The organism is Sulfurospirillum sp. E15m (genome assembly GCF_059415145.1).
The window spans coordinates 51809-74151 of sequence record NZ_JCAHZS010000003.1; the positions used below are offsets into that span (position 1 = coordinate 51809).

Below are 22343 nucleotides of genomic sequence, written 5' to 3' on the forward strand. Positions count from 1 at the left end.
GCTTTAGCGCCACAGCGGTTAGCGCAACCTAGTGGGCTTCGCTCAGAAGGCGTGTAAAAATAAAATCCAAAGGAGTCGATTATGGTTAGCCAAGAACTCAATTTCGTTTTTAACGATGCGATAGCGTTTGTGCGCAAACATCGCTATGAATATATTACCGTTGATCATCTCTTTTTTGCGATGCTAAGTAACGAGCATATCGTAGAACTTTTGATTCGTTGTGGACTTAGTATCACATTCTTGCAACGCTCTATGGAAAAATATTTTATTGCAAATCCGCAGGTCGTTCCTAGCGAAGAGAGCTATGAACCTGTCGAAACAGTCGCTCTTACCCGTGTTATCGAATCCATGATGTTACATGTAAAAAGTGCTGGTAAGACAGAAGCCAATGTGTATGACCTTTTAATCTCCATTATGGATGAAAATAATGCCTTTTGCGTCTCTTTGTTATTGCAACACGGTGTCGATAAGCTTCTGATTATTGAAGAAGTCACGGCTTTAACATCGCCTCAACATAAAGAAGATAGCAATGGCGATGAAAAAGAGAGCGCTTTAGGAAAATACACACTGGATTTAATCGCTCTTTCTAAACAGAACCAAATAGACCCTCTCATTGGTCGAATTGATGAAGTAGGGCGCGTGATGCAAGTCTTGTGTCGCAGAAAGAAAAACAACCCTCTTTTGGTGGGTGAGCCAGGCGTGGGTAAAACAGCCATTGTTGAAGGACTTGCAAAAAAAATCAGCGAAGGCAGTGTGCCTGACATTCTTAAAAATACCGCTGTCTATGCCCTTGATATGGGTGCATTACTTTCAGGGACAAAATACCGAGGAGACTTTGAAAAACGTCTCAAAGAGATTTTAAATGAGTTAGAAAACCTCAAAGGTTCCATCTTATTTATTGATGAAATTCATACGATTGTAGGTGCAGGAGCGACAGGTGGCGGCTCTATGGATTTGTCCAATTTACTTAAACCGGCTCTTGCTTCTGGAAAAATTCGCTGTATCGGAGCGACGACGTATGGTGAATTTAGAAACTTTTTCGATAAAGATAAAGCACTAAGCCGTCGTTTTGCAAAAATAGATGTTTTAGAGCCTAGCATTGAAGATTCATTTTTGATTCTCAAAGGGCTTAAAGGCAGTTATGAAAAACACCATGGTGTTAAATACCCGACTGAAGTCATCAGAGCTTCGGTTGAGTTAGCGAAAAAATATATCCACGATAAATTTTTACCTGATTCTGCCATTGATTTGATTGATGAAGTGGGTGCATCTTTTCATTTGGCGAAAAAACGTAAAAAAGTTGTTGAACTGAGTGATCTTGAAGGGGTGCTCTCTAAAATCGCCAATATCCCAAGTAGAAGCGTGACCAAAGATGAAGGCGAGGTGATGCAGCATTTAGAAGCAAACCTCAAAGCAAAAATCTTTGGACAAGATAAAGCGATTGAAACCCTTGCTAAGGCGATTAAACGAAGCCGTGCAGGTCTTGGCAATCCCACATCACCGATTGGTGCATTTTTATTTGCAGGTCCAACGGGTGTGGGTAAAACGGAAGTGGCTAAACAACTCGCTTTTGAATTAGGTGTTCATTTTGAACGCTACGATATGAGCGAATATATGGAAAAACATACCGTAAGCAGACTTATTGGTGCGCCTCCTGGGTATGTAGGCTACGATGAGGGTGGACAGCTCAGTGAAGCGATTAAAAAACACCCTTATACGGTTTTGTTGTTGGATGAGATTGAAAAAGCGCATCCGGATATGCTCAATATCTTATTGCAGATTTTTGATAGTGCGACTTTGACCGATAACAATGGTACGAAGATTGATTTTCGCAATGTCATTATTATTATGACGTCCAATCTTGGAACAAAAGAAGCGCCAACGCTTGGCTTTACGAAGAGTGAAAGCTCACGCACCGACCATGCCATTAAAGATTTCTTCTCTCCTGAGTTTAGAAACCGCTTGGATGATGTCATTCATTTTGCACCGCTTAGCGAAGAGATTATGATTCATATTGTTGAAAAAATGCTCTATGAACTTACTGAACAGCTTAAGTCAAAACATGTGGAAATTGTAGCGACCTTAGCGGCTAAAAAATACCTCGCCAATGAAGGATATAGTAAAGAGATGGGTGCGCGTGTGATGCGCCGTGTCATTCAAGAGATGATTAAAACACCGCTTTCAGAAGAGGTTCTCTTTGGTAAACTCAAAGAGGGTGGTGTGTGTAAAATTGACTATAAGTCAAAAAAATTGGTTTTCGAATACAGCGGTGGCAAATAAGATTCTGATTCCTCAACTGCACCCGCTTGATTTCACATTTCCAAATCCCTCGGACGCTAGTTCTGAGGGACTTTTGGCATGGGGTGGAGATTTAAAGCCTGAACGACTGCTTCGTGCCTATTCTAAGGGAATTTTTCCTTGGTTTAACGAAGGCGACCCTATTTTGTGGTGGTCTCCTAATCCTAGACTTCTTTTGTATCCCACATCCATTAAAATCTCTAAAAGTCTTATGAAAAGTATGAAACATTTCGAGATACGTTATGACACATGCTTTGAGACGGTGATGCGTCAATGCCTTGAAACGAGACTTGAAAAAGGGCAAAAAAGTTGGATAAGTGAAAGGCTGATTGAGGCATTTTGCTTTTTACATGTAAAAGGGTTTGCCCATTCGGTGGAGACGTTTTTTGAAGGGAAATTAGTCGGTGGACTTTATGGTCTATATCTTGGTGGCATGTTCTGCGGTGAGTCGATGTTCTCTATCAAAAGCGATGCGTCTAAAGCTGCAATGGTAGGGCTGTGTCAAAAAATAGAACAACTCGGTGGTGATTTTATTGACTGCCAACTACCAACGGAGCATTTAAAATCCATGGGCGCAATAGAAATAGCGCGCGAAGATTTTTTAGAACGCATTGAAAAAGTACTTGAAAAAAAACAGATCAATGAGTGGAAATGATAGAACACATCGCACCGATATTTTTATTTGTTGCGCTTGGCTATGCTTTTAAACGCATCAAGCATGATATCTCCGAGTCATTAACTGAATTTGTAATTTATTTTTCTTTACCTGCCTTAGCACTTGCCAAGATTCGTACTTTAACGTTTAATCAAGAGATTATTGAGCTGATTGTAATTGCGTATGTTGCCATGGGAATTTCTTTAGTTTTGTCTTATGGCGCAGGGCGCTACATGAAGCTTTCAAAAAAAGATACGGCAACCTTGATGGTCGTCGCAACTTTTGGAAATACGGCGTTTGTTGGATTTTCATACATTGAGTCGCTCTATTCGTTAGACCATGTTGTGTATGCTTTGGTGTATGATCAGATTGGCAGTTTCATTGCACTTTTAACCGTAGGCGTTCTTATTATTGCATGGGGTGGCGAACACGAACGAAGTGTAAAAGCAATCGCCAAGCACGTTTTTTTCTCCCCACCCTTATTAGCCATCATTGCAGCATTGTATTTTCATGGAACCGTGTTTCCTTCTTTTATTGAGATGATGCTCGATAAATTTCAAGCGACCCTCATCCCTTTGGTCACGACTATTGTGGGTATGAAGCTTGATTTTCGCTCTTTAGGGCTTTATATGAAAGAAAATCTTGTAGCGCTTTTAATTAAAATGGTTTTAACGCCTTTGGTGATATTGGTTCTCCTGAGATTATTTTCAGATATATCGTTGCCTTGGGTTCGCGTAACGTTTTTAGAGACAGCGATGCCACCTATGACCATGGCAGTTGTGTTTGCTGTAAGGGGAGGGCTTAATAAAGATTTGGCTATTAATGCGCTCGCATTAGGTATTTTAGTCTCATTTGTGAGTATTGGGCTTTGGAATAGCATTATCTCTTAGCTTAGGCGCTTTATATAAGGTTGATTTATACAAAAGAGGGTATGATACTCCTTGGAATATATGCGGTGGGTTTGCAAAAACCTTGGTTCAATCTTTTACTTTTATTTTATGTTTCATATCTTCTAGAAACCATAAATGGAAAACAAAAGGATGGAAAACAAGTTTTCAGACTTTATGCTTGAGATGCTTTGCATGAAAGCATAAAATTTTTCAAAAACAAGCGTTTTTGAAAAGTGTGTTTGAAAACAGGAAAACAAAGAAATGGAAAACAAAAATGGAACACACAAAACACTACCTTTTTACTTCAGAAGTCGTTAGTCCAGGTCACCCTGACAAATGTGCGGATATTATCGCAGACAGTATTGTAGATGCATTGTTAATTGCTGATAGCAATTCACGTGTTGCTAGCGAAGTATTCGTCGCAGGCAAACATGTCATTATTGGTGGCGAAGTTGCAACCAAAAGTATTCTTTCGTTTCAAGATTATGAGGCGATTGTTAAAAATGCGTTGGCAAAAATTGGTTACGATGGAAAATCAGCCTTTACAAAAGAGCAATGCCTTCATCCTGATGAATTGAAAGTGCAAGTTCTTCTAAACCAACAAAGCAGCGATATCAATCAAGGTGTCGATCAAGAAAGTGGTGAGATAGGCGCAGGCGATCAAGGCATTATGTTTGGATTTGCCTCTTCTGAAACAGCTGATTTTATGCCAGCCGCCATTTCGTATGCCAGAATGCTATGCGATAAAGTTTATAATTATGCATTGACGCATAACCACAAATTGGGCGTTGATATTAAAACCCAAGTTACGGTTGATTACGGTACAAAACAAAATTTTGAAGAGTGTAAACCTCAAAAAATTCATACCATTGTTGTTTCTGCGCCTTCAAATGAAAATATACCTATAGAAGAGGTGCGTACACTGATTAAAGGGTTAATTGACGATACGGGATTACCACCTGAATTATACGACCCAAATGATACGATTATCCATATTAATCCAACAGGTCGTTATGTCAATCACAGCTCACTTCACGATTCAGGTTTGACAGGCCGTAAACTCATTGTCGATAGTTTTGGCGGATATGCTCCTATTGGCGGTGGTGCACAATCCAGTAAAGATTATACAAAAGTAGATCGTAGCGGACTGTATGCCGGACGTTGGATTGCTAAACATATCGTTGCCGCTGGCCTTGCTAAAAAATGCTCCGTGCAACTCTCTTATGCTATTGGTGTAGCAAAACCTGTTTCGGTCTCGGTGGATACTTTTGGGACATACACCAGTATCAGTGACGATGAACTTTCAAATTTTGTTCTTGAAACATTTAGTCTCACCCCACGTTGGATTACCAATAAATTTAGCCTCGATAAACCAAGTACGGATACCTTCTTATACGCAGACGTTGCGGCACGCGGACAAGTCGGTCAAAGTGATTATCCTTGGGAACAATTAGACGCTTTAGAGCTTTTTAAAGCCCTTAAAAAATAAGAATTTCTTTTTACATGTAAAGAGGGTGAAAACACCTTCTTTACGGTAAAATGACTCCGCTTTTGCCACTGTTGGCACTGTGATAAATCACGGTATTGTATTTTCTTGCATAGTAGCGAAGCAGTAGATGTTGGAGCGTTTGCTCAATGGACGGACTAAACCATGCGTTATTGCTAATCGCAATCATCTGTTTTGGATGCCCCTCATAGAGTTCATCTTTGGTCGCTTCAAAACAGATTGCACTGCGAAATGCCATCCCTTTGAGTTCAAAATCTTGTGGTGCTTTTGCTTTTTGATAATCTTTTGCCCCGTCAAAAAAGAGTTTATTGATAATTTCTACAACAAATGAAGGAAAAGGTACCTCTTCACCAAAAGGGACAAGAATAATTTTATGAGCAATTTGCATTTTACCGTTGTGAAAAAAATATGAAGAGTTAAAAAATCCTTTGTCTTCTTCGTACGTTAAAGCTCCCGTAACAATGCTAATGTGTTTTGAATACGCTTTTAAGTGTTCAATTAAACGAGGTGCTTTGTTAAGGTAAAGAGGAAAAGCACTCTCTGGTAGAACAATAAGCTCTTTGCCTTGCACAATTGCTTGGTCAATAAGTTCAAAATTAAGATCAATAGCGTTTTGTTGATATTTTGCATCCCAGCGTTCAGATTGAGGGATGTGAATTTGGGGTAATGCAACATTGATTTGAGGCACTTCAACATGCGGCGTTGAATAAGAGAGTGAACCAAGCAGTGGAATAAGAGCAACACTTTTAGACCATTTTGGCAATGTTTTTAGCGTTGCGATTGCCACTAAGAAAAGAGCCAATGCCCACCATGTTGGAACCATATAGCTGTCTATGAAGAGAAGCTCTAGCTTAAACCAGTTGAATCCAAAAGGGTCAATAAAACTGATACCAGCGAGTAAGATTGCTTGAAGATAGGTAAATGTAGTGATTCGTGCTATCACCCAAAATAAAAATCCATAACATACGGCAACACCGATAATAATCAAAGGGATTAAAAAAGCAAGGTTATAATAGACAAAGCTAAAGCTAATCCAATAGAACCATAAAAGTCCTGTGAAAAAACCGCTCCAAAACCAAATAACGCGATTTTCCCCTAGAAGCACGTAAAATCCAAGAGCCGCAAAGAGGGAATTTACGATGAGGATACTGAGGTTAAAATAACTAAGATAGATAAATGCTGAGAGACAAAGTGCTATGACAAAGGCTTTTATTATATAAATGCGTGTAAAATAAGTATCTAAAATTTTTTTCACAAAGGATTTCCATGCAAGGTTCTGCAAATTTAGTCTCTTCTTTACTTCCACTCGTCGTTCTTTTCGCGATTTTTTATTTTCTTGTGATTAGGCCTCAACAAAAACAGGTTAAAAAACACAAAGAGATGTTAGATACTCTCAAAAAAGGCGACAAAGTTGTTACCAATGGTGGTTTGATCTGTGAAGTTGTAAAACCTGATGAAGATTCTATCAAAGTTAAGCTTAATGATGAAGGCGTGACTGTCAAGATTGCAAGAGATTATATCGCAAAGAGAATCGATGAGTAGTGGCAAATTTAACTACCGTTTAGTCATTTTTTTAATAGCGGTAATTCTAGGAGTAGGCATGTCAATGCCTACTTTTTTACAGACGCAAAAAGGTGCTAAAGTTTCGCTAGGTCTTGATTTACAAGGCGGCCTTCATATGCTTTTAGGCGTTAAAACCGATGAAGCGATAAAATCTAAAGTAAAATCGATTGCCTCTAGTATTAAATTCTTTTCGCAAAGCAATGACATTATCATTGATGACTTTCGTCTTGATGAAGAGGTGCTCTCGTTTACACTTCTTGACAAAGATGAAGAGAAAAAACTCGATGGTATGCTTAAAACAGTTAGTGGTTTGCAAATCAATAAAGAGGCTTTACACTATACCCTCTCTTTAAGTGACAAAGAGAAAGAATTGATTAAAGAGTATGCCATTACCCAAGCGGTAGAGACGATTCGTAATCGTTTGGACCAATTTGGTTTGGCGGAACCCAATGTCGCTAAACAGGGTACGGATAAAATCTTAGTCGAACTTCCAGGCGTCAAAAATGCTGAAGATGAACAACGTGCACGTGAATTGATTGCTAAGGCCGCTCATTTACAATTGATGGCAGTGGATGAAAAACGTAAAGACCGTGCTAATACCATGAGTCCAACCGAAGCAGCACAATATGGCGATGTCATTTTAGGCGATGCTCGAGGTGATTCTATCCGTCATATCTTAAAAGAGATTCCTATTTTAGATGGTAGTATGCTTACCGACGCTAAAGTTGGTTTCAGCCAAATGCAACAACCTGTTATCAATTTTACCCTGAATTCAGAAGGTGCAAAAATCTTTGGTGATTTCACAGCCAATAACATTGGAAATCGTCTTGCCATTGTTTTGGATAATAAAGTCTATTCAGACCCAGTAATTCGTGAACGTATCGGCGGCGGTAGTGGTCAAATTAGCGGTGGATTTAGCGTTAAAGAAGCACATGACGTGGCGATTGCGCTTCGCAGTGGCGCTCTTTTAGCCCCGGTGACACTATTAGAAAAACGCAGTGTTGGCCCTTCTTTGGGTGCTGATAGTATTAAAGCAAGTCTTCTTGCATTAATCTCTGGTTTTATGTTGGTTTCTATTTTTATGTTATTTTATTACCGTTTGGCAGGTGTTATTGCGAATATTGCGTTAATTGTCAATCTCTTTTTATTGATTGCTATTATGGCTCTTTTTGGCGCAACGCTTACACTTCCTGGTATGGCGGGTATCGTCTTGACCATTGGTATGGCCGTTGATGCCAACGTTATTATTAACGAGCGTATCAGAGAGCTGTTACGGCAGGGTATTCCTATGAAGCAAGCTATTGAACATGGTTATGAAAATGCAATGAGCGCTATTTTGGACAGTAATATTACATCTATCATTACATCTGTTTTATTGTATGTGTACGGCACAGGCCCCATTAAAGGCTTTGCAATCAGTACGGCGATAGGTATTAGTGTGTCAATGCTAACAGCTATTTTAGGCACACATGGAATATACGACTACTTTATGCCGCGTATTGAAAAAAGTAAAAACCTCTCCTTGTGGTTTGGTATGAAGAGGAGTCATTAATGGAGTTTTTTTCACATCATAAAATTTACAATTTTATGAAATTAAGCCGTTTTTTCCTGGTGACAACATTGAGTTTAGCAATCTTGTCTATTGCTGTTTTTTTTACAAAAGGTTTAACCTACGGTATTGATTTTTCTGGTGGTACGATTGTTCAATTAAAATATGAGCATAAAGCCCCCATTGACCAAATTAGAACGGATTTAGCAAAAGATAAAATGTTCTCCGATGCGCTGATTACGGAATTTGGCTCCCCTGAAGAGGTTCAAATTCGTTTTGCAACCACCACAGGTGGAGTTAGTGAAGATGTGGGTGATCATGTCCGAACACTGTTGAAAGAAACTGGAACCTTTGATGTCCGTAAAGTTGATATCGTAGGTCCAAAAGTGGGTGGTGAGCTAAGACAAAAAGGTATTATGGCTGCTGTTTTAAGTATGCTAGGAATCATGGTGTATGTTGCCGTTCGTTTTGAATGGACCTTTGCGGTTGCTTCTATTATTACTTTGGTGCACGATGTCGCTATTACTGTGGGTGTATTAATCCTTTGCCATATTGAAATGAGCTTGGATGTTTTAGCTGCTATTTTGACACTGATTGGTTATTCGATTAATGATACCATTATTATTTATGACCGTATCCGTGAAGAACTTAAAACCACCAAAGAGACGGATTTGATGAATGTCATTAATACCTCCGTTTCTAAAACACTATCACGAACCGTTTTAACTGTATTGACTGTTTTCTTCGTTGTTTTTACCTTGTATGTGTTTGGTGGAAAAATTATCCACGGATTTAGCTTTACGATGTTAATAGGTTTGATTATCGGTAGTTATAGTTCAATTTTTATTTCAGCTCCTTTTATTAGTGTTTTAGGTTTTAGTATTGAAAAATATAAAAATAAACTTGCACTCAAAGAGAAAAATAGAGTTGAAAAAGAGAAAATGCGTTCAATGTATGAAAAAGGTACCGTTTAATTCGGGATGGAGTAGAGATGTTATATAACCCTTTAGAACTTGAAAATAAATGGCAGAAGCGATGGCATGAGACCAATGCGTTTGAGCCACAAAATGATTTTACAAAAAAGAAAAAATATATTTTAAGTATGTTTCCGTACCCAAGCGGACGTATTCATATGGGGCATGTTCGTAACTATACGATTGGTGATGCGATTGCTAGGCATCACCGTAAAAATGGCTTCAATGTGTTGCATCCAATTGGTTGGGACAGCTTTGGTATGCCTGCTGAAAATGCAGCGATTAAGCATGGGGTTCATCCTAAAAAATGGACATATGAAAATATTGATTATATGCGTAAAGAGCTCTCTTCATTAGGTTTGTCTTTTTCAACAACCAGAGAATTTGCCGCAAGCGATACGCTTTATACGAAGCATGAACAACGCATTTTTATTGAAATGTTTCATAAAGGCTTGGTCTATCAAAAAAGTGCGACGCTAAATTGGTGCAATACATGTCAAACGGTTCTTGCAAATGAACAAGTTGAAGAGGGATGTTGTTGGAGATGTGATAACCCTGTAGAACAGCGACTACTTCCTGGTTATTACCTGAAAATTACTCAGTATGCACAAGAGTTGCTGGATGATTGTGAAAAGCTACGAGCGGGTTGGCCAAGTCAAGTTCTTACCATGCAAGAGAATTGGATTGGACGAAGTGAAGGTTTAGAATTTACTTTTTCTTTATCTCCTGAGTCAAAGGCAAAATTAAACGGTCAATTTGAAGGGTATAATGTTTTTACAACGCGCCCTGATACCATTTATGGCGTCAGTTATTCTGCGTTAGCTCCTGAACATCCCATTGTGAATTATCTCATTGAACACAAACTTTTAAGTGAAGCAAAAATTGCACAGATAAAAGAGATGCAACGTGTGGGTGCACGTGAACGTGCGCAAGCTCAAAAAGAGGGTGTGAGTTTAGAGATTGATGTCATTCATCCTTTAACCGGACGCGCCGTGCCTGTTTGGGTAGCAAATTTTGTTTTAATTGAGTATGGCGGAGGCGCTGTTATGGCCGTTCCTGCTCACGACGAACGAGATTTTGAATTTGCCCAAAAATACAATTTGCCGATTATTCAAAGCATTGAAAATGCAACACCATTTGATGGAACCTCTGCAACAATGGAGTATGGTACGCTTGTTAATTCAGGAGAATTTAGCGGCCTTGATTCCAAAAGTGCTCAAAAGAAGATTATTGCTCATTTTGAAGCGCAAAAAAGAGGTACAAAAGTTATCAACTATAAACTTCGTGATTGGGGAATTAGCCGCCAACGCTATTGGGGCGCTCCGATTCCAATGATACATTGTCCTAAATGTGGGTTGGTACCTGAAAAATTTGAAAATTTACCAGTAGCCCTTCCTGATGATGTTGAGATTAAAGGTGAAGGCAATCCTTTAGACAAACACCCTACATGGAAATTTACAAAATGCCCTTGTTGTGGCGAAGATGCAATTCGCGAAACCGATACTATGGACACTTTTTTCCAATCCAGTTGGTACTTCCTTCGCTATACCACTGACCCTTCGTTTTGGAACGATGTCCCTTTTGATCAAGCCAGTGCAAACTACTGGATGAACGTCGATCAATACATCGGCGGTATTGAACATGCGATTTTACACCTGTTATATTCACGTTTTTTTACGAAAGTATTGCGTGATTTGGGGTATGTCAATTGTGATGAACCGTTTGCCAATTTATTGACACAAGGTATGGTGCTTAAAGACGGTTCAAAAATGAGCAAAAGTAAAGGCAATACGGTTGATCCTGATGCGATTATTAAGACCTATGGAGCCGATACGGCACGCCTTTTTATTCTGTTCGCCGCTCCCCCTCAAAAAGAACTTGAGTGGAATGATAGTGCGGTTGAAGGTGCCTTTAGATTCATTAAACGGTTTGTCCAAAAAAGCGAAAATGTTTTTACATGTAAAAGCATTCCAACTATCGTTCATCACAGTCTTTCTAAAGAATCAAAGTACGCACGTAAAAAGGTCTATGAAGCCGTCAAAAAATCCAATGAGATTTTTGAAGGTAGTTATACGTTTAATACATTAATCGCTGCTTGTATGGAAGCGTTAAATGCTTTAAGTGACCAAGAGAGTAAAGAGGTCTGGACGGAAGGGTATTTTATTCTTCTTAATCTTTTAGAGCCAGTCATTCCTCATATTTGTTGGGAAATGAGTGAGTCACTTTTTGGGTGTGCAAACTTTTCGCCTATTGTGATGAAAGAAGAAGTTTTTGTAACAGATAGTATGATTTTGGCTGTAACCGTTAATGGTAAAAAACGTTCAGAAATAGAAGTCCCAACATCTATTGGCAAAGATGAAGCTTTGAAACTCGGAAAAGAGAGTGTTTCAAAATGGCTTGATGGTGCTGAACTTATTAAAGAGATTTATGTTCCTAACAAATTGATTAATCTGGTGGTAAAGTAATATGAAACAGCTTTTTCTTGGATTTTTAATGCTGATACTCATAAGTGGATGTGGCTATAAACCCACTGCTTATTATGCAAAACAAGCACTGGGCTCTAAAATTTATGCCGAAGTTACCATATCGCGCCAAGATCCAAGAAACAGCGTTATTATTAAAGATGCTGTGAATGAAGCTGTCGTAAGCCGTTTTAGTGCAAAACTTGTTTCAAAAGAAGATGCTGATACAATCTTAAAAGTGCGTATTAATAAAACGTCTTTTTCACCGACCATTTATGACTTATACGGATATGTTATTGCCTATAAAGCAACCGTTGAGCTAGCCTTTGAGTATGAAAACACCAATGGTAAAGTTGAAAAATTACGAGCAACTGGTGAATACGATTTTACGATTGATTCTAACAGTGTTATCTCTGATACCAATCGCTTTGAAGCGATTAAGTCCGCTGCAAATGATGCTTTAGACGAGTTTGTTTCTAAAATTGCGATCAAAGGACTCCGCAATGGCAACAACAATCAATGAAATTATCAAAGAGACATTAGAGCTTATTAAAGCGGAGCATCTTAATCTCACACCCGATAATTACGCCAAAATGTTTTGCAAAGTGGCCAAGCAAAAAGGCGTTATTGTCGAAGATTGCCAAAAAGTAGATAAATATACTAAAAAACTGGACGCAAGTATCGTAACCGATATGAAGCGTTTTAATATCAGTTCAGTCGATGAATTGCTCTCCTTTTTAGTTGCAAAATTAAACCGTGCGAATGAGGGCGATACCCTTAAAATGATTAATGCCTTATCGGTTTTAAGTAAAAGGGTCTTGCAAGCGATTACTCTGTTGCACGATGCAAAAGCAACGAATTTGGCAAATGCTTCACTGGAGCGTTTGGATTTTCATCAAAATGTGCAATCCATCGAACTGGTAAAAGAAAAATGGTTTGATTTTATTTCCAATTATGATGACAGTTATCTCAAAAAATTGGATGCTTTTGGGCATGTTAGCAGAGATGATCTTGAAGCAATGGTTCGTGATATTATTAAAATTTTGAGTAAAGACAGCAGTACGGAAATCTATAAAAGCCTTATACCGTTGATTATCGCTTCTCTTTCGCCTTCTATCGCTTCTGGCATGAATGATGAGTTAGCCAACATAAACCATGAATTACGTCAATCTCCTGATGCCCTAGGAACGCCTGCGCTTCAAAAAGAGATTAAACAGCTCATTGTGAAACGAATAGAACTTGATAAATCAGAAGTGCAAAAGAAAGTTTCAACACTGGATAAAATTTTAGATGAAATCAATAAAAAAATTGTCGAACTCATCAAAAGCAGCAACTTAAGTCATGAACAAGTCAAAACGATTCGAGCGGATTTACAACGAATAGATTTTTCACACGATGGTTTTGAAACCGTTCATACAAAACTTCTGCATATCGCATCTTCACTGGAAAACGAGACAAAATCGCTCAGCGAAAAGATGATGAGCAATCAAGAAACCATTACGAAACTTCAAAGTCGTGTTTCTAAATTAGAATCAGCGTTATTAATTGCAAAGCAAGAGGTGAAGGAAGATTATTTAACTCATGTGGCAACAAAACGTGCTCTTTCGCTTGAATTAGGACGTGTTGAAGATGCTTTTATGCGCTATAAAATAGATTATACACTCTGTTTTATCGACATCGATCATTTTAAAAAAGTCAATGATACCTATGGGCATGAAGCGGGCGATGTCATATTATCGACCATTGGAAAGATTTTGCGCAAGTATATTCGACAAGTTGATTTTGTTGGAAGGTATGGTGGTGAGGAGTTTTTGGTTATTTTACCCAGTACGGACCTTGCACATGCCCTGCATTTTGCAGGAAAAATCCGTGCGATTGTTGAGCAATTTAAATTTCTTTATAAGAATGAACGTATTGATGTTACGGTGAGTTGTGGCGTATCTCAACGTTCTCATTATACTTCAAAAGACGAAACCGTCAATGCCGCAGACTCTTTACTTTATAAAGCAAAAGATGCAGGACGCAATCAGGTTATGCCAATATTATAAATGCAATTAGAACATTTTTTAGAACAAAAGCCTCTTTTTTATGATGAAATTGATTATGAACGCATGCCAAAAATTTATGCGAGCATCCAATCTCATTTCACATTACCCAAAATCATTCATGTTATAGGCACCAACGGGAAAGGAACTACAGGACGCTTTTTAGCGCAAATGCTTCACGCTAACGCATTACGTGTCGGGCACTATACTTCTCCGCATATTCTTCGTTTTAACGAGCGCATATGGATCAATGGCGCTGACGTAGATGATGAGGTCTTAGACGTGTATCATCTACGCCTTTTAACATGGCTGGAGCCAAGCATGGCAGATTCATTGTCGTATTTTGAGTACACAACGCTTCTTGCTATGGCTATTTTTTGCGATTATTGCGACTATGTTGTTCTTGAAGCAGGGCTTGGTGGAGAGCATGATGCTACTGCTATCTTCCCAAAAATTCTCTCTGTCGTTACGCCTATCGGTTTGGATCATCAAGCTTTTTTGGGGAATAGCATTGAAGAAATTGCACATACAAAACTCAATAGTTTGACGACACAGTGTGTGTTATCAAAACAGTATAGCGATGCAGTCTATCCTATCGCATTGGAAAAAACAGAAGCATTACATGTAAAGCTTTACCGAGTAGAAAACTATTTTGATGCTTGTTGGAGCGAAAAAATTGACCAATTTGTAGCACAATTTAAATTTTCATCTTTTTTGAAAGAAAATTTTACAACAGCACTTTGCGCATTAAAAGTACTTGGGTATGATATCTCTTTAGAGTTTTTTTCGCCAACTGTTCTACGTGGACGATGCCAAAAAATATTACCCAACGTTACTATGGATGTTGGGCATAATGAGATGGCAGCCGATGCGTTGTGTAAAGCATTTGATGGAAAAAAAGTTGTTTTAATTTATAATAGTTATAAAGATAAAGATTATCCAACTATTTTGAAACGATTAAAACCGATTATTGAAGAGATTTTAGTGATAGCCATCCAAAGCCCGCGTGCTGTTGAAGAAGCTGCCCTTTATAACGTTGCTCATGAGCTTAATCTTCCTATCTCTTCTTTTACAACTCTACAAGACGATAAAGAGTATTTGGTTTTTGGCTCTTTTTCTGTGGTAGAGGCTTTTCTAAAGGTATTAGGTGAAAGATAAATTTACAGTAACCATCTCCGATGTCAATGGTTCAAGGCATTTTTTACTGCATCAGCTGATTAAGAAATTTTTGCTCTATTTTACGCTCTTTGTTGCTCTCGTGATTTTAGTGGGGAGTTTTGTCATCTTATTTTTGGTTAAAGAGGTATCGCATTTAGAGACAAAAAGAGACAGAGCGATTCAAGAGCGAAATGTTTTAGTAACGCAAAATGAAGAATTACAGTCAAAAATATCTGAAAAAGCGCAAGAATATGAGAATATTCGCGATAAAATTAGCTCGATTGAAGAGATGATTGGATTGACGGTTAATGAAGATGAAAAAGATAATCTAGATGTCCGTTTAGACGAACTTGATATTAATATTATGCAACAAAAAACATTTTTCGACAATATTCCAAGTGGTGATGTAATGGCATACAGCGATTATTCTTCTAAGTTTGGTTGGCGCGAAAACCCCATTTTAAAACGTAAAGAATTTCATCCGGGCCTTGATTTAAGGGCATCTCCGGGCACTCCTGTCTTAGCGCCCGCGGATGGTGTTGTCAAATTTGCAAAGTATGGGCAAAATAGCGGGTATGGAAATATTATTTGTCTCAGTCATAATTATGGATTTGAGAGTTATTATGCTCATTTACTAAATAAACCTGTTGTGAAAGAAGGACAATTTGTCAAAAAAGGCGATTTGATTGCATATTCTGGAAACAGTGGAATGTCCACCGGTCCCCATTTGCACTATGAAATCAAATTTATCGGGCGCTTGTTAGACCCTGAGCCATTTGTAAAGTGGCGTGGTTCTAACTTCACGGAAATCTTTAAAAAGGAGAAAAGAGTCTCATGGGAATCTTTAATAAAGTTGATCAATGCTCAGTCCCCGCTTCCGAAACAACCATCATAGCAAGTGGTGCAAAAGTAGAAGGTATTTTTCATTGTCAAACACGGTTACATGTTGATGGTGAAATTATCGGTAAAATTATTTCTGAAAGCATTGTTATTATTGGCAAACAAGGGAAAATTAGCGGTGAAATTCATGCTAGCAGACTCATTATTAATGGCTTATTTGAAGGCAATGCAGAGTGTGATAATGTTGAAGTGCTAGAGGGTGGCAAATTTATCGGTAAAGTGATTTCAAAAGAACTGATTATCGAAGCCAAAGCTATTTTTGAAGGCGAAAGTAAGATTAAAGCGCAAAGCGAGACAACGCCTACATTGTCTTACGAAGGATAAAGGAAGTATTTGTTACAAGCGGCGTGTTATGAGTTCTTACAGACAAAAACAGATGTTCAACTTTTAGGTGTACAAGGTGAAAAAGAGGCATTTTTAGCTTCAGAAGTAGCCCTATACTGTGGTAAAAAAAGCTATGTTTTGCCAGATTTACGTGCAAATCATGGGGATGATTTACTCTCATTTCATGAAGAGATGTTCTCTCTTTTACGAACATTGCATGCTTTTTACCAAGACGCTTCTACGAAAAAGATTTTAATTGTTCCTGTTCGTACCTTGCTGACACCTCTGCCAAAAGCGGAACTTTTTTCCATTTTAAATCTTGAGTTTGGTTCACGAGTACATCTTGAACGCTTCAAAGAGCAGATGTATTATTGGGGCTATCGCAATGTTGATGTAGTCCAAGGTAAAGGTGAAATCTCTGTTCGCGGCGATATTATCGATATTTTCCCACCCGATAGCGAACAAGCCATTCGCATTGGATTATTTGATGATGAGATTGAAAGTATCCGTTTCTTTGATTGCGAGACACAAAAAAGTGCCAAAGACGAGCATGAAAGTATTGCGATTATTCCTGCACTTTTTGCGTTAGAGCAAGATCAATTTGAGGCGATGGAAAAACGTATAGCGCATCTTAAAAGTGATAGCTTTACGAAAGATGTTCACTCCTTAGGACTTTGGGTTCTTATGGAACATGGCGCCAATTACCTTGAGACATTTAAATGCTATTTAACCCCTTCTTTAGATGAAGAAATTACAGAAATTGCCCTCTTTAACGAAGAAGGCGCAAAAGCACTTCTTGCATTACCCACACTACCAGAAGCAAAAGCATTTCGTGAAATCGCACCCAGTAACATCAAAACGTTTTTAGAGTTACACCAAGCTAAAAAAATAACACTTCTTGCGAAGAATGAAATTTTAGTGCGTATGGCTGAGCTTGATCCTTTACATGTAAAATTTAAAGAGAGCGAACGCATCGTGAATATCATGAGTGCGGATGAGGTCATTCTCTCTTTAAATAAACCTTCGACTAAAATTAAACGTAAGCGTGTGAGCATTGTTTTAGATGAACTCAAAGCAGGGGATTATGTCGTCCATGAACATTATGGTATCGGTATTTTTAGGGGACTCACCAATACCACGGTTTTAGGGGCTACCAAAGATTTCGTTCTCATCGAATATCTAGGCGATGATAAGCTTTTATTGCCCGTTGAGAATTTACATGTAATCGACAGATACATTGGTGAAAGTGGTGGTTTAGTCAGTGTGGACCGTCTTGGAAAAGGTAGTTTCCAAAAACTAAAAGCCAAGACAAAAGAGCGTCTTTTAGAGATAGCCAGTGAAATTATTGCTATTGCAGCCAAACGAGAAATGGTGGAGGCACTTGAAATCCATGCAACACCTGATGATTTAGCACTCTTTCAAGCGGACGCAGGGTTTAGTTACACAGAAGATCAAAAGCGCGTTATCAACGAGATTCTTGTTGATTTAAACAGCGGAAAAATGATGGATAGGCTCTTAAGTGGCGATGTTGGATTTGGTAAAACAGAAGTAGCTATGAATGCTATCTTTGCAACGGTCCAAAAAGGCTATCAAGCGCTTTTAATTGCCCCCACCACGCTTTTATGCTCCCAACACTTTAAAAGCCTCTCTTCGCGGTTTGCGAAGTACAACATCAAAGTGGCACAGCTGGATCGCTTTACGACAGCGGCACAAAAACAGGTTATTTTAAAAGAACTCAAAAGTGGTGCTCTACACGTGTGTGTAGGAACACACTCCTTGTTTGACGTAGAATTGTTTAATCCGGCACTGATTGTAGTGGATGAAGAGCATAAATTTGGTGTCAAGCAGAAAGAGAAATTGAAAAATTTTCGAGAAAATGTGCATATCCTCTCTATGAGTGCAACGCCAATTCCTAGAAGCCTCAATATGGCGTTAAGCTCCATTAAACAGTACTCCCAGCTCTTAACCCCTCCAAGTGACCGTGAAGACGTACGTACGTTTGTTAAAGAGTATGATGAGAAAGTGATTAAAGAGGCAATTTTACGAGAACTCAGACGTGGAGGACAAGTCTTTTTTGTTCATAATCGAATTGCGACTATCGAAGATAAACGTAAAGAGTTACAAACGATGATGCCCCATCTTCGTATCTTAACATTACACTCGGAAATCAGCGCTACGGTCACGGAAAAAGAGATGCTTCATTTTGAAGAGAAGGCCTATGATGTACTTTTAAGTACATCGATTATTGAGTCTGGTATTCATATCCCCAATGTCAATACGATTATCATTGATTCAGCGGATCATTTTGGTATGGCAGATTTGCATCAACTTCGTGGTCGCGTGGGGCGAAGTAAACGCCAAGGCTTTTGTTATTTCTTAGTAAAAGAGAAAGACGCTCTCTCTGAGTCTGCAAAAAAACGCCTGATTGCCTTAGAATCCAATTCCTATCTTGGCAGTGGCTCTATCCTTGCGTACCATGACCTTGAAATTCGAGGCGGCGGTAATTTAGTAGGCGAAGCACAAAGCGGGCATCTTAAAAATATTGGGTATGCGTTGTATTTGAAAATGTTAGAAGATGCTATTAATGCACTTTTGGGTAAAACACCTATTGCCACCAAAGAGGTGGATATCAAACTTTCCATCAGTGCTTTTATCAGCGATACTTATATCTTAGAAGACCGTGTGCGTTTGGAGCTTTATCGTAGGCTTAGTCGTGCTAAAGTTCTGCACGATGTGTTGGAAATTGAAGAAGAAATGGTGGACCGTTTTGGAAAGCTTGATGTTCCAACAAAACAGTTTTTACAATTGATTGAGATTAAAATTTTAGCAACTCAAAAAGCCGTGAGTTTGATTTCAAATTATGGACAGAATATTACGATTAAATATGACAATGAGCAAAAAATAACCCTACAATCACGCAGTCGCGATGATGACGATGTTATCGCTACGGTGTTAATGCATTTAAGGAAAGAAGCATGAAAATAGGCTTTATTGGTGATGTGGTAGGAAAGCCAGGGCGAAGTATGCTTGAGATGCATCTTAAAAAGTTACGTCAAGAATTTGCTTTGGATGTTATTGTTGCCAATGGAGAAAATGCAAGTCATGGCTTTGGACTAGGTGCGCAACATGCTAAAGAGCTTTTTTCATATGGTGTGGATGTTTTAACAGGCGGAAACCACTCTTGGGACAAAAAAGAGATTCTCTCTTTGTTTGATGTAATGCCCATCCTTAGACCGCATAATTACCCTTCCAGCGTACCGGGCAGTGGTGTGCGCATTTTACATGTAAACGATGAACGCTTGGCGGTTGTGAATATTATGGGTCATTATACGATGCCAATGGTTGAGAATCCTTTTTTGTGTGCTCAAAAAGTGGTTGAACAGTTACAAGAGGAAGGACTTAAGACAATTTTGGTTGATTTTCATGCCGAAGCGACTTCTGAAAAACGAGCAATGCATCATCTCTTAAAAGGCAAGGTCAGTGCCATTTTAGGAACACATACACATGTAGGAACCGATGACCTTCTGATAGAAGAGGGCACATGTTATGTCAGCGATGTGGGGCTAAGTGGTTGTCGAGATGGGGTGATTGGCATGGATAAAGAGGCACCCCTCAAACGATTTTTGACAGGACTCCCTGCGACACTTGAAATCCCAAAAAAATGTAAAAAGATTCTTCAAATGATTATTCTGGATATCAATGAGGGAAAATGTATCGACGCGCAAAAAATAAGAGTCTTTGATGATCAAGAACGTCTTCTTGCAAGAGCGCTGTATGAATAGTAGTTTTGAGCTTTTGGTTGCTCTTAAAAAAGCGGGCTATCCTAGGCGTGAACGAGATAGGCTATGGTGGCCAAAATCAAAGACGTTTTGGGTCATTGTCGGGGCAATTTTAACCCAACAAACCAAGTGGGAAAACGTCGAAAAAAGTATGGCAAATTTAGAAAGTGCGGGGATTGCTTCGCTTGATGCTTTGGCAAAACTGGACGTGCAGTCTTTAGCTGATTTGATTAAACCCAGTGGTTTTTACAATACGAAAGCGAAAAATTTACATCTCCTTTCACATGCAATTAACAATGTGTTTGGCGATTTTGAATCATTTTGTTTTAATGTTGATAGAGAGTGGCTTCTTTCACAAAAAGGAATAGGCGAAGAGAGCGCAGATTCTATTTTATGTTATGCCTGTGCCAAAGAGGTTCTGGTTGTTGATGCCTATACTTCAAGACTTTTAGAAGCCTTCGGGTATGAGTTTGATTCGTACGGCGCTTTACAAGAGTGGATGATTGGTGGCCTGAGTGAAGCTTCTTCACAGATAGAAACGTTGTATGGAAGAGCAATCAGTATCAATGAACTGTATGCGAGGTTTCATGGAAAAATTGTGGAGTTTTGTAAAGAAAATAGTAGTGGGAAAAAAGTGAATATAGAAAGTTTGGGCTTATAGCCCAAACGATATTTAGATATTTTTCTCTTTTTTATAAGCAACAATCATTGCGTATGCTTCATCTTTGAGTTTTAATTTTTCTTTTTTAAGGCTATCAAGCTCTGCATCACTTATATGTTCTCTGCCTTCATCAGCATCCGTAATTTTCTGATCAAGTTCATTGTGTTTTTCAAAAATTTTTGCAAAGTGTGCATTCTCAATTTTTAATTGTGAGATAACCTCTCTGTATTCGTGTAACATACATTCTCCTTTAGTATTTGTTTTATTTTATCAAAAAGTACATTATTTTGAAATTAGGTACGATAATCCGCATTGATCTTGACGTATTCATGTCCTAAATCACAACCATACGCCGTAAACGAACTCTCGCCGATTCCGAGTTCACAGTGAATGCGAAATGACTCTTTTTTCATAACCGCAGCAGCTTTGTTTTCTGTTTCATTGTCTAAAGAGCGTTGATCTTTTGAGTAAATCAGAACATCATCATAGTGAATCACAAGGCTTTCTTCATTACATGTAATGCCACTAGCGCCAATAGTCGAAGCGATACGTCCCCAGTTTGGGTCTTCTCCAAAAAGAGCTGTTTTGACAAGCAGTGAATTACTAAGTGCCTTAGCCGCTTTTTCTGCTTCTGCCACGCTTTTAGCGCCGCTGACTTCAAACGCAACCACTTTGCTTGAGCCTTCGCCATCACGTACAAGCATCAAACTTAGCTCTTTGGTAATGCGTTTTAACGCTTCCTCAAATGCCTCTTTATCGTATGCATTGCTTTTACGAGATGCAACAAGCATGACGGTATCATTGGTGGATGTATCTCCATCAACGCTAACAGCATTAAAAGAGGATTCGATACTTGGTAATAAAAGAGCATCCATATCCGTTTTTGGAATCGAAGCATCGGTTAAAATGAAACACAACATGGTTGCCATAGCAGGATTAATCATTCCTGCACCTTTGCAAATCGCTGCGATATGAAAAAAGCTGCCATCTTCTAAAATAACTTTTAAGCAAAGTTCTTTTTTAAAGCGGTCTGTTGTCATAATCGCTGATGCTGTTGAATGAGAATCTTTGGCATTAAAATCAAATGTGTCAAAAGCAGATGAAAGTTTCTCAACATTAAGACGATACCCAATAACGCCGGTTGAGCTCATAACAGGATTATGCAGTGTTGGAAATTTTGTTTTCAGTTGTTCAAACAGTGTGTTAATATCTTCAATACCTTTTTCGCCCGTCATAGCATTGGCATTTTTGGCATTCATCAAAATGAAATTGGTTTGAAAGCCTTTTGGGTAGCGCAAAAAATGTTTAATAGGTGCCGCTTGAAAGACGTTGGTTGTAAAAACTGCTGAAATGTCATAGGGTTCATTAGATCGAATAAACGCGACATCTTCTTTGCCATTGGGTTTAAAGCCTGCCGATACGCCTTGGCAGAAAAAACCTGCAACATTGTCCAGACCATTTTTAAGTGGAAGAAGTGTAAACATCGTTATAAATCCTTTTGGATTTGGTTAATTGTGAAGAGAAAGTATTTTTAATTAAAGCGTGTATGAAAACAGTAAAATTTCCCCAAGTTATGGA

General features: G+C 38.7%; 19 protein-coding genes. 16 read left to right on the forward strand and 3 right to left on the reverse strand.

The window, feature by feature from the left end; all coding sequences use genetic code 11:
* Positions 1 to 81 precede the first annotated feature (81 nt).
* From clpA to metK, 4 genes are all read left to right on the forward strand, one after another.
* Complete coding sequence (gene clpA, locus AC5SLP_RS05805) at positions 82 to 2280, forward strand: ATP-dependent Clp protease ATP-binding subunit ClpA (RefSeq protein ID WP_495254206.1); 2199 nt, start codon at positions 82 to 84, stop codon at positions 2278 to 2280.
* On the forward strand, positions 2270 to 2953 hold the full coding sequence (aat, locus tag AC5SLP_RS05810; RefSeq protein WP_495254207.1) for a leucyl/phenylalanyl-tRNA--protein transferase: 684 nt from the start codon (positions 2270 to 2272) through the stop codon (positions 2951 to 2953). The genes clpA and aat overlap by 11 nt, the downstream gene beginning before the upstream one ends.
* Positions 2950 to 3843 carry an AEC family transporter gene (locus tag AC5SLP_RS05815; RefSeq protein ID WP_495254208.1) on the forward strand — a complete coding sequence of 298 codons (894 nt, stop codon included), beginning with the start codon at positions 2950 to 2952 and terminating at the stop codon, positions 3841 to 3843. The genes aat and AC5SLP_RS05815 overlap by 4 nt, the downstream gene beginning before the upstream one ends.
* 274 nt (positions 3844 to 4117) lie before the next feature.
* Complete coding sequence (gene metK / locus AC5SLP_RS05820; RefSeq protein WP_495254209.1) at positions 4118 to 5332, forward strand: methionine adenosyltransferase; 1215 nt, start codon at positions 4118 to 4120, stop codon at positions 5330 to 5332.
* A gap of 40 nt (positions 5333 to 5372) precedes the next feature.
* Here the strand turns inward: metK and AC5SLP_RS05825 are convergent, their stop codons facing one another.
* Positions 5373 to 6605 (reverse strand): apolipoprotein N-acyltransferase, encoded by a 1233-nt coding sequence (locus AC5SLP_RS05825; protein ID WP_495254210.1) that lies wholly within the window; start codon positions 6603 to 6605, stop codon positions 5373 to 5375.
* A gap of 11 nt (positions 6606 to 6616) precedes the next feature.
* Between AC5SLP_RS05825 and yajC the strand changes: the two genes are divergently transcribed.
* Genes yajC through AC5SLP_RS05885 form a run of 12 tightly spaced genes read left to right on the forward strand, consistent with a single transcriptional unit; the run spans position 6617 to position 20765 of the window.
* Positions 6617 to 6892, forward strand: a complete 276-nt coding sequence (gene yajC / locus AC5SLP_RS05830) for a preprotein translocase subunit YajC (RefSeq protein WP_495254211.1) — start codon at positions 6617 to 6619, stop codon at positions 6890 to 6892.
* Positions 6885 to 8465, forward strand: coding sequence for a protein translocase subunit SecD (gene secD, locus AC5SLP_RS05835; protein ID WP_495254212.1), 1581 nt, complete (start codon positions 6885 to 6887; stop codon positions 8463 to 8465). The genes yajC and secD overlap by 8 nt, the downstream gene beginning before the upstream one ends.
* A complete protein-coding gene (gene secF, locus AC5SLP_RS05840; RefSeq protein ID WP_495254213.1) occupies positions 8465 to 9436 on the forward strand; it encodes a protein translocase subunit SecF in 972 nt (323 codons plus the stop codon). The genes secD and secF overlap by 1 nt, the downstream gene beginning before the upstream one ends.
* A gap of 17 nt (positions 9437 to 9453) precedes the next feature.
* Positions 9454 to 11901: a leucine--tRNA ligase gene (gene leuS / locus AC5SLP_RS05845; protein ID WP_495254214.1), complete on the forward strand. Its 2448-nt coding sequence runs from the start codon at positions 9454 to 9456 to the stop codon at positions 11899 to 11901.
* Position 11902: 1 nt separating this feature from the next.
* Positions 11903 to 12421, forward strand: coding sequence for an LPS assembly lipoprotein LptE (gene lptE / locus AC5SLP_RS05850; protein WP_495254215.1), 519 nt, complete (start codon positions 11903 to 11905; stop codon positions 12419 to 12421).
* On the forward strand, positions 12402 to 13946 hold the full coding sequence (locus AC5SLP_RS05855) for a GGDEF domain-containing protein (protein ID WP_495254216.1): 1545 nt from the start codon (positions 12402 to 12404) through the stop codon (positions 13944 to 13946). Before lptE ends, AC5SLP_RS05855 begins: the two co-directional genes overlap by 20 nt.
* Positions 13947 to 15101, forward strand: a complete 1155-nt coding sequence (locus AC5SLP_RS05860; protein ID WP_495254217.1) for a bifunctional folylpolyglutamate synthase/dihydrofolate synthase — start codon at positions 13947 to 13949, stop codon at positions 15099 to 15101.
* Positions 15091 to 15996, forward strand: a complete 906-nt coding sequence (locus AC5SLP_RS05865) for a peptidoglycan DD-metalloendopeptidase family protein (RefSeq protein WP_495254218.1) — start codon at positions 15091 to 15093, stop codon at positions 15994 to 15996. The genes AC5SLP_RS05860 and AC5SLP_RS05865 overlap by 11 nt, the downstream gene beginning before the upstream one ends.
* Entirely contained in the window at positions 15936 to 16325 is a 390-nt protein-coding gene (locus AC5SLP_RS05870; RefSeq protein ID WP_495254219.1) for a bactofilin family protein, read from the forward strand. Before AC5SLP_RS05865 ends, AC5SLP_RS05870 begins: the two co-directional genes overlap by 61 nt.
* Before the next feature lie 9 nt (positions 16326 to 16334).
* Positions 16335 to 19304, forward strand: coding sequence for a transcription-repair coupling factor (gene mfd / locus AC5SLP_RS05875; RefSeq protein WP_495254220.1), 2970 nt, complete (start codon positions 16335 to 16337; stop codon positions 19302 to 19304).
* Positions 19301 to 20107 carry a TIGR00282 family metallophosphoesterase gene (locus AC5SLP_RS05880; RefSeq protein WP_495254221.1) on the forward strand — a complete coding sequence of 269 codons (807 nt, stop codon included), beginning with the start codon at positions 19301 to 19303 and terminating at the stop codon, positions 20105 to 20107. The genes mfd and AC5SLP_RS05880 overlap by 4 nt, the downstream gene beginning before the upstream one ends.
* Complete coding sequence (locus AC5SLP_RS05885; RefSeq protein ID WP_495254222.1) at positions 20100 to 20765, forward strand: 3-methyladenine DNA glycosylase; 666 nt, start codon at positions 20100 to 20102, stop codon at positions 20763 to 20765. Before AC5SLP_RS05880 ends, AC5SLP_RS05885 begins: the two co-directional genes overlap by 8 nt.
* A gap of 12 nt (positions 20766 to 20777) precedes the next feature.
* Here AC5SLP_RS05885 and AC5SLP_RS05890 read toward each other — a convergent pair whose 3' ends face one another.
* Both AC5SLP_RS05890 and argJ read right to left on the reverse strand, forming a co-directional pair.
* On the reverse strand, positions 20778 to 21005 hold the full coding sequence (locus tag AC5SLP_RS05890) for an HP1242/YdcH family protein (protein WP_495254223.1): 228 nt from the start codon (positions 21003 to 21005) through the stop codon (positions 20778 to 20780).
* 53 nt (positions 21006 to 21058) lie between these two features.
* Entirely contained in the window at positions 21059 to 22249 is a 1191-nt protein-coding gene (argJ, locus tag AC5SLP_RS05895; RefSeq protein WP_495254224.1) for a bifunctional glutamate N-acetyltransferase/amino-acid acetyltransferase ArgJ, read from the reverse strand.
* Positions 22250 to 22343: the final 94 nt, after the last annotated feature.

Coding starts and splice junctions, on each gene's coding strand:
- lptE (WP_495254215.1), top strand. CDS start 11,903: ATGAAACAGCTTTTTCTTGGATTTTTAATGCTGATACTCATAAGTGGA.
- AC5SLP_RS05880 (WP_495254221.1), top strand. CDS start 19,301: ATGAAAATAGGCTTTATTGGTGATGTGGTAGGAAAGCCAGGGCGAAGT.
- AC5SLP_RS05815 (WP_495254208.1), top strand. CDS start 2,950: ATGATAGAACACATCGCACCGATATTTTTATTTGTTGCGCTTGGCTAT.
- AC5SLP_RS05855 (WP_495254216.1), top strand. CDS start 12,402: ATGGCAACAACAATCAATGAAATTATCAAAGAGACATTAGAGCTTATT.
- leuS (WP_495254214.1), top strand. CDS start 9,454: ATGTTATATAACCCTTTAGAACTTGAAAATAAATGGCAGAAGCGATGG.
- AC5SLP_RS05890 (WP_495254223.1), bottom strand. CDS start 21,005: ATGTTACACGAATACAGAGAGGTTATCTCACAATTAAAAATTGAGAAT.
- AC5SLP_RS05860 (WP_495254217.1), top strand. CDS start 13,947: ATGCAATTAGAACATTTTTTAGAACAAAAGCCTCTTTTTTATGATGAA.
- metK (WP_495254209.1), top strand. CDS start 4,118: ATGGAACACACAAAACACTACCTTTTTACTTCAGAAGTCGTTAGTCCA.
- yajC (WP_495254211.1), top strand. CDS start 6,617: ATGCAAGGTTCTGCAAATTTAGTCTCTTCTTTACTTCCACTCGTCGTT.
- clpA (WP_495254206.1), top strand. CDS start 82: ATGGTTAGCCAAGAACTCAATTTCGTTTTTAACGATGCGATAGCGTTT.
- AC5SLP_RS05870 (WP_495254219.1), top strand. CDS start 15,936: ATGGGAATCTTTAATAAAGTTGATCAATGCTCAGTCCCCGCTTCCGAA.
- secD (WP_495254212.1), top strand. CDS start 6,885: ATGAGTAGTGGCAAATTTAACTACCGTTTAGTCATTTTTTTAATAGCG.
- argJ (WP_495254224.1), bottom strand. CDS start 22,249: ATGTTTACACTTCTTCCACTTAAAAATGGTCTGGACAATGTTGCAGGT.
- AC5SLP_RS05885 (WP_495254222.1), top strand. CDS start 20,100: ATGAATAGTAGTTTTGAGCTTTTGGTTGCTCTTAAAAAAGCGGGCTAT.
- secF (WP_495254213.1), top strand. CDS start 8,465: ATGGAGTTTTTTTCACATCATAAAATTTACAATTTTATGAAATTAAGC.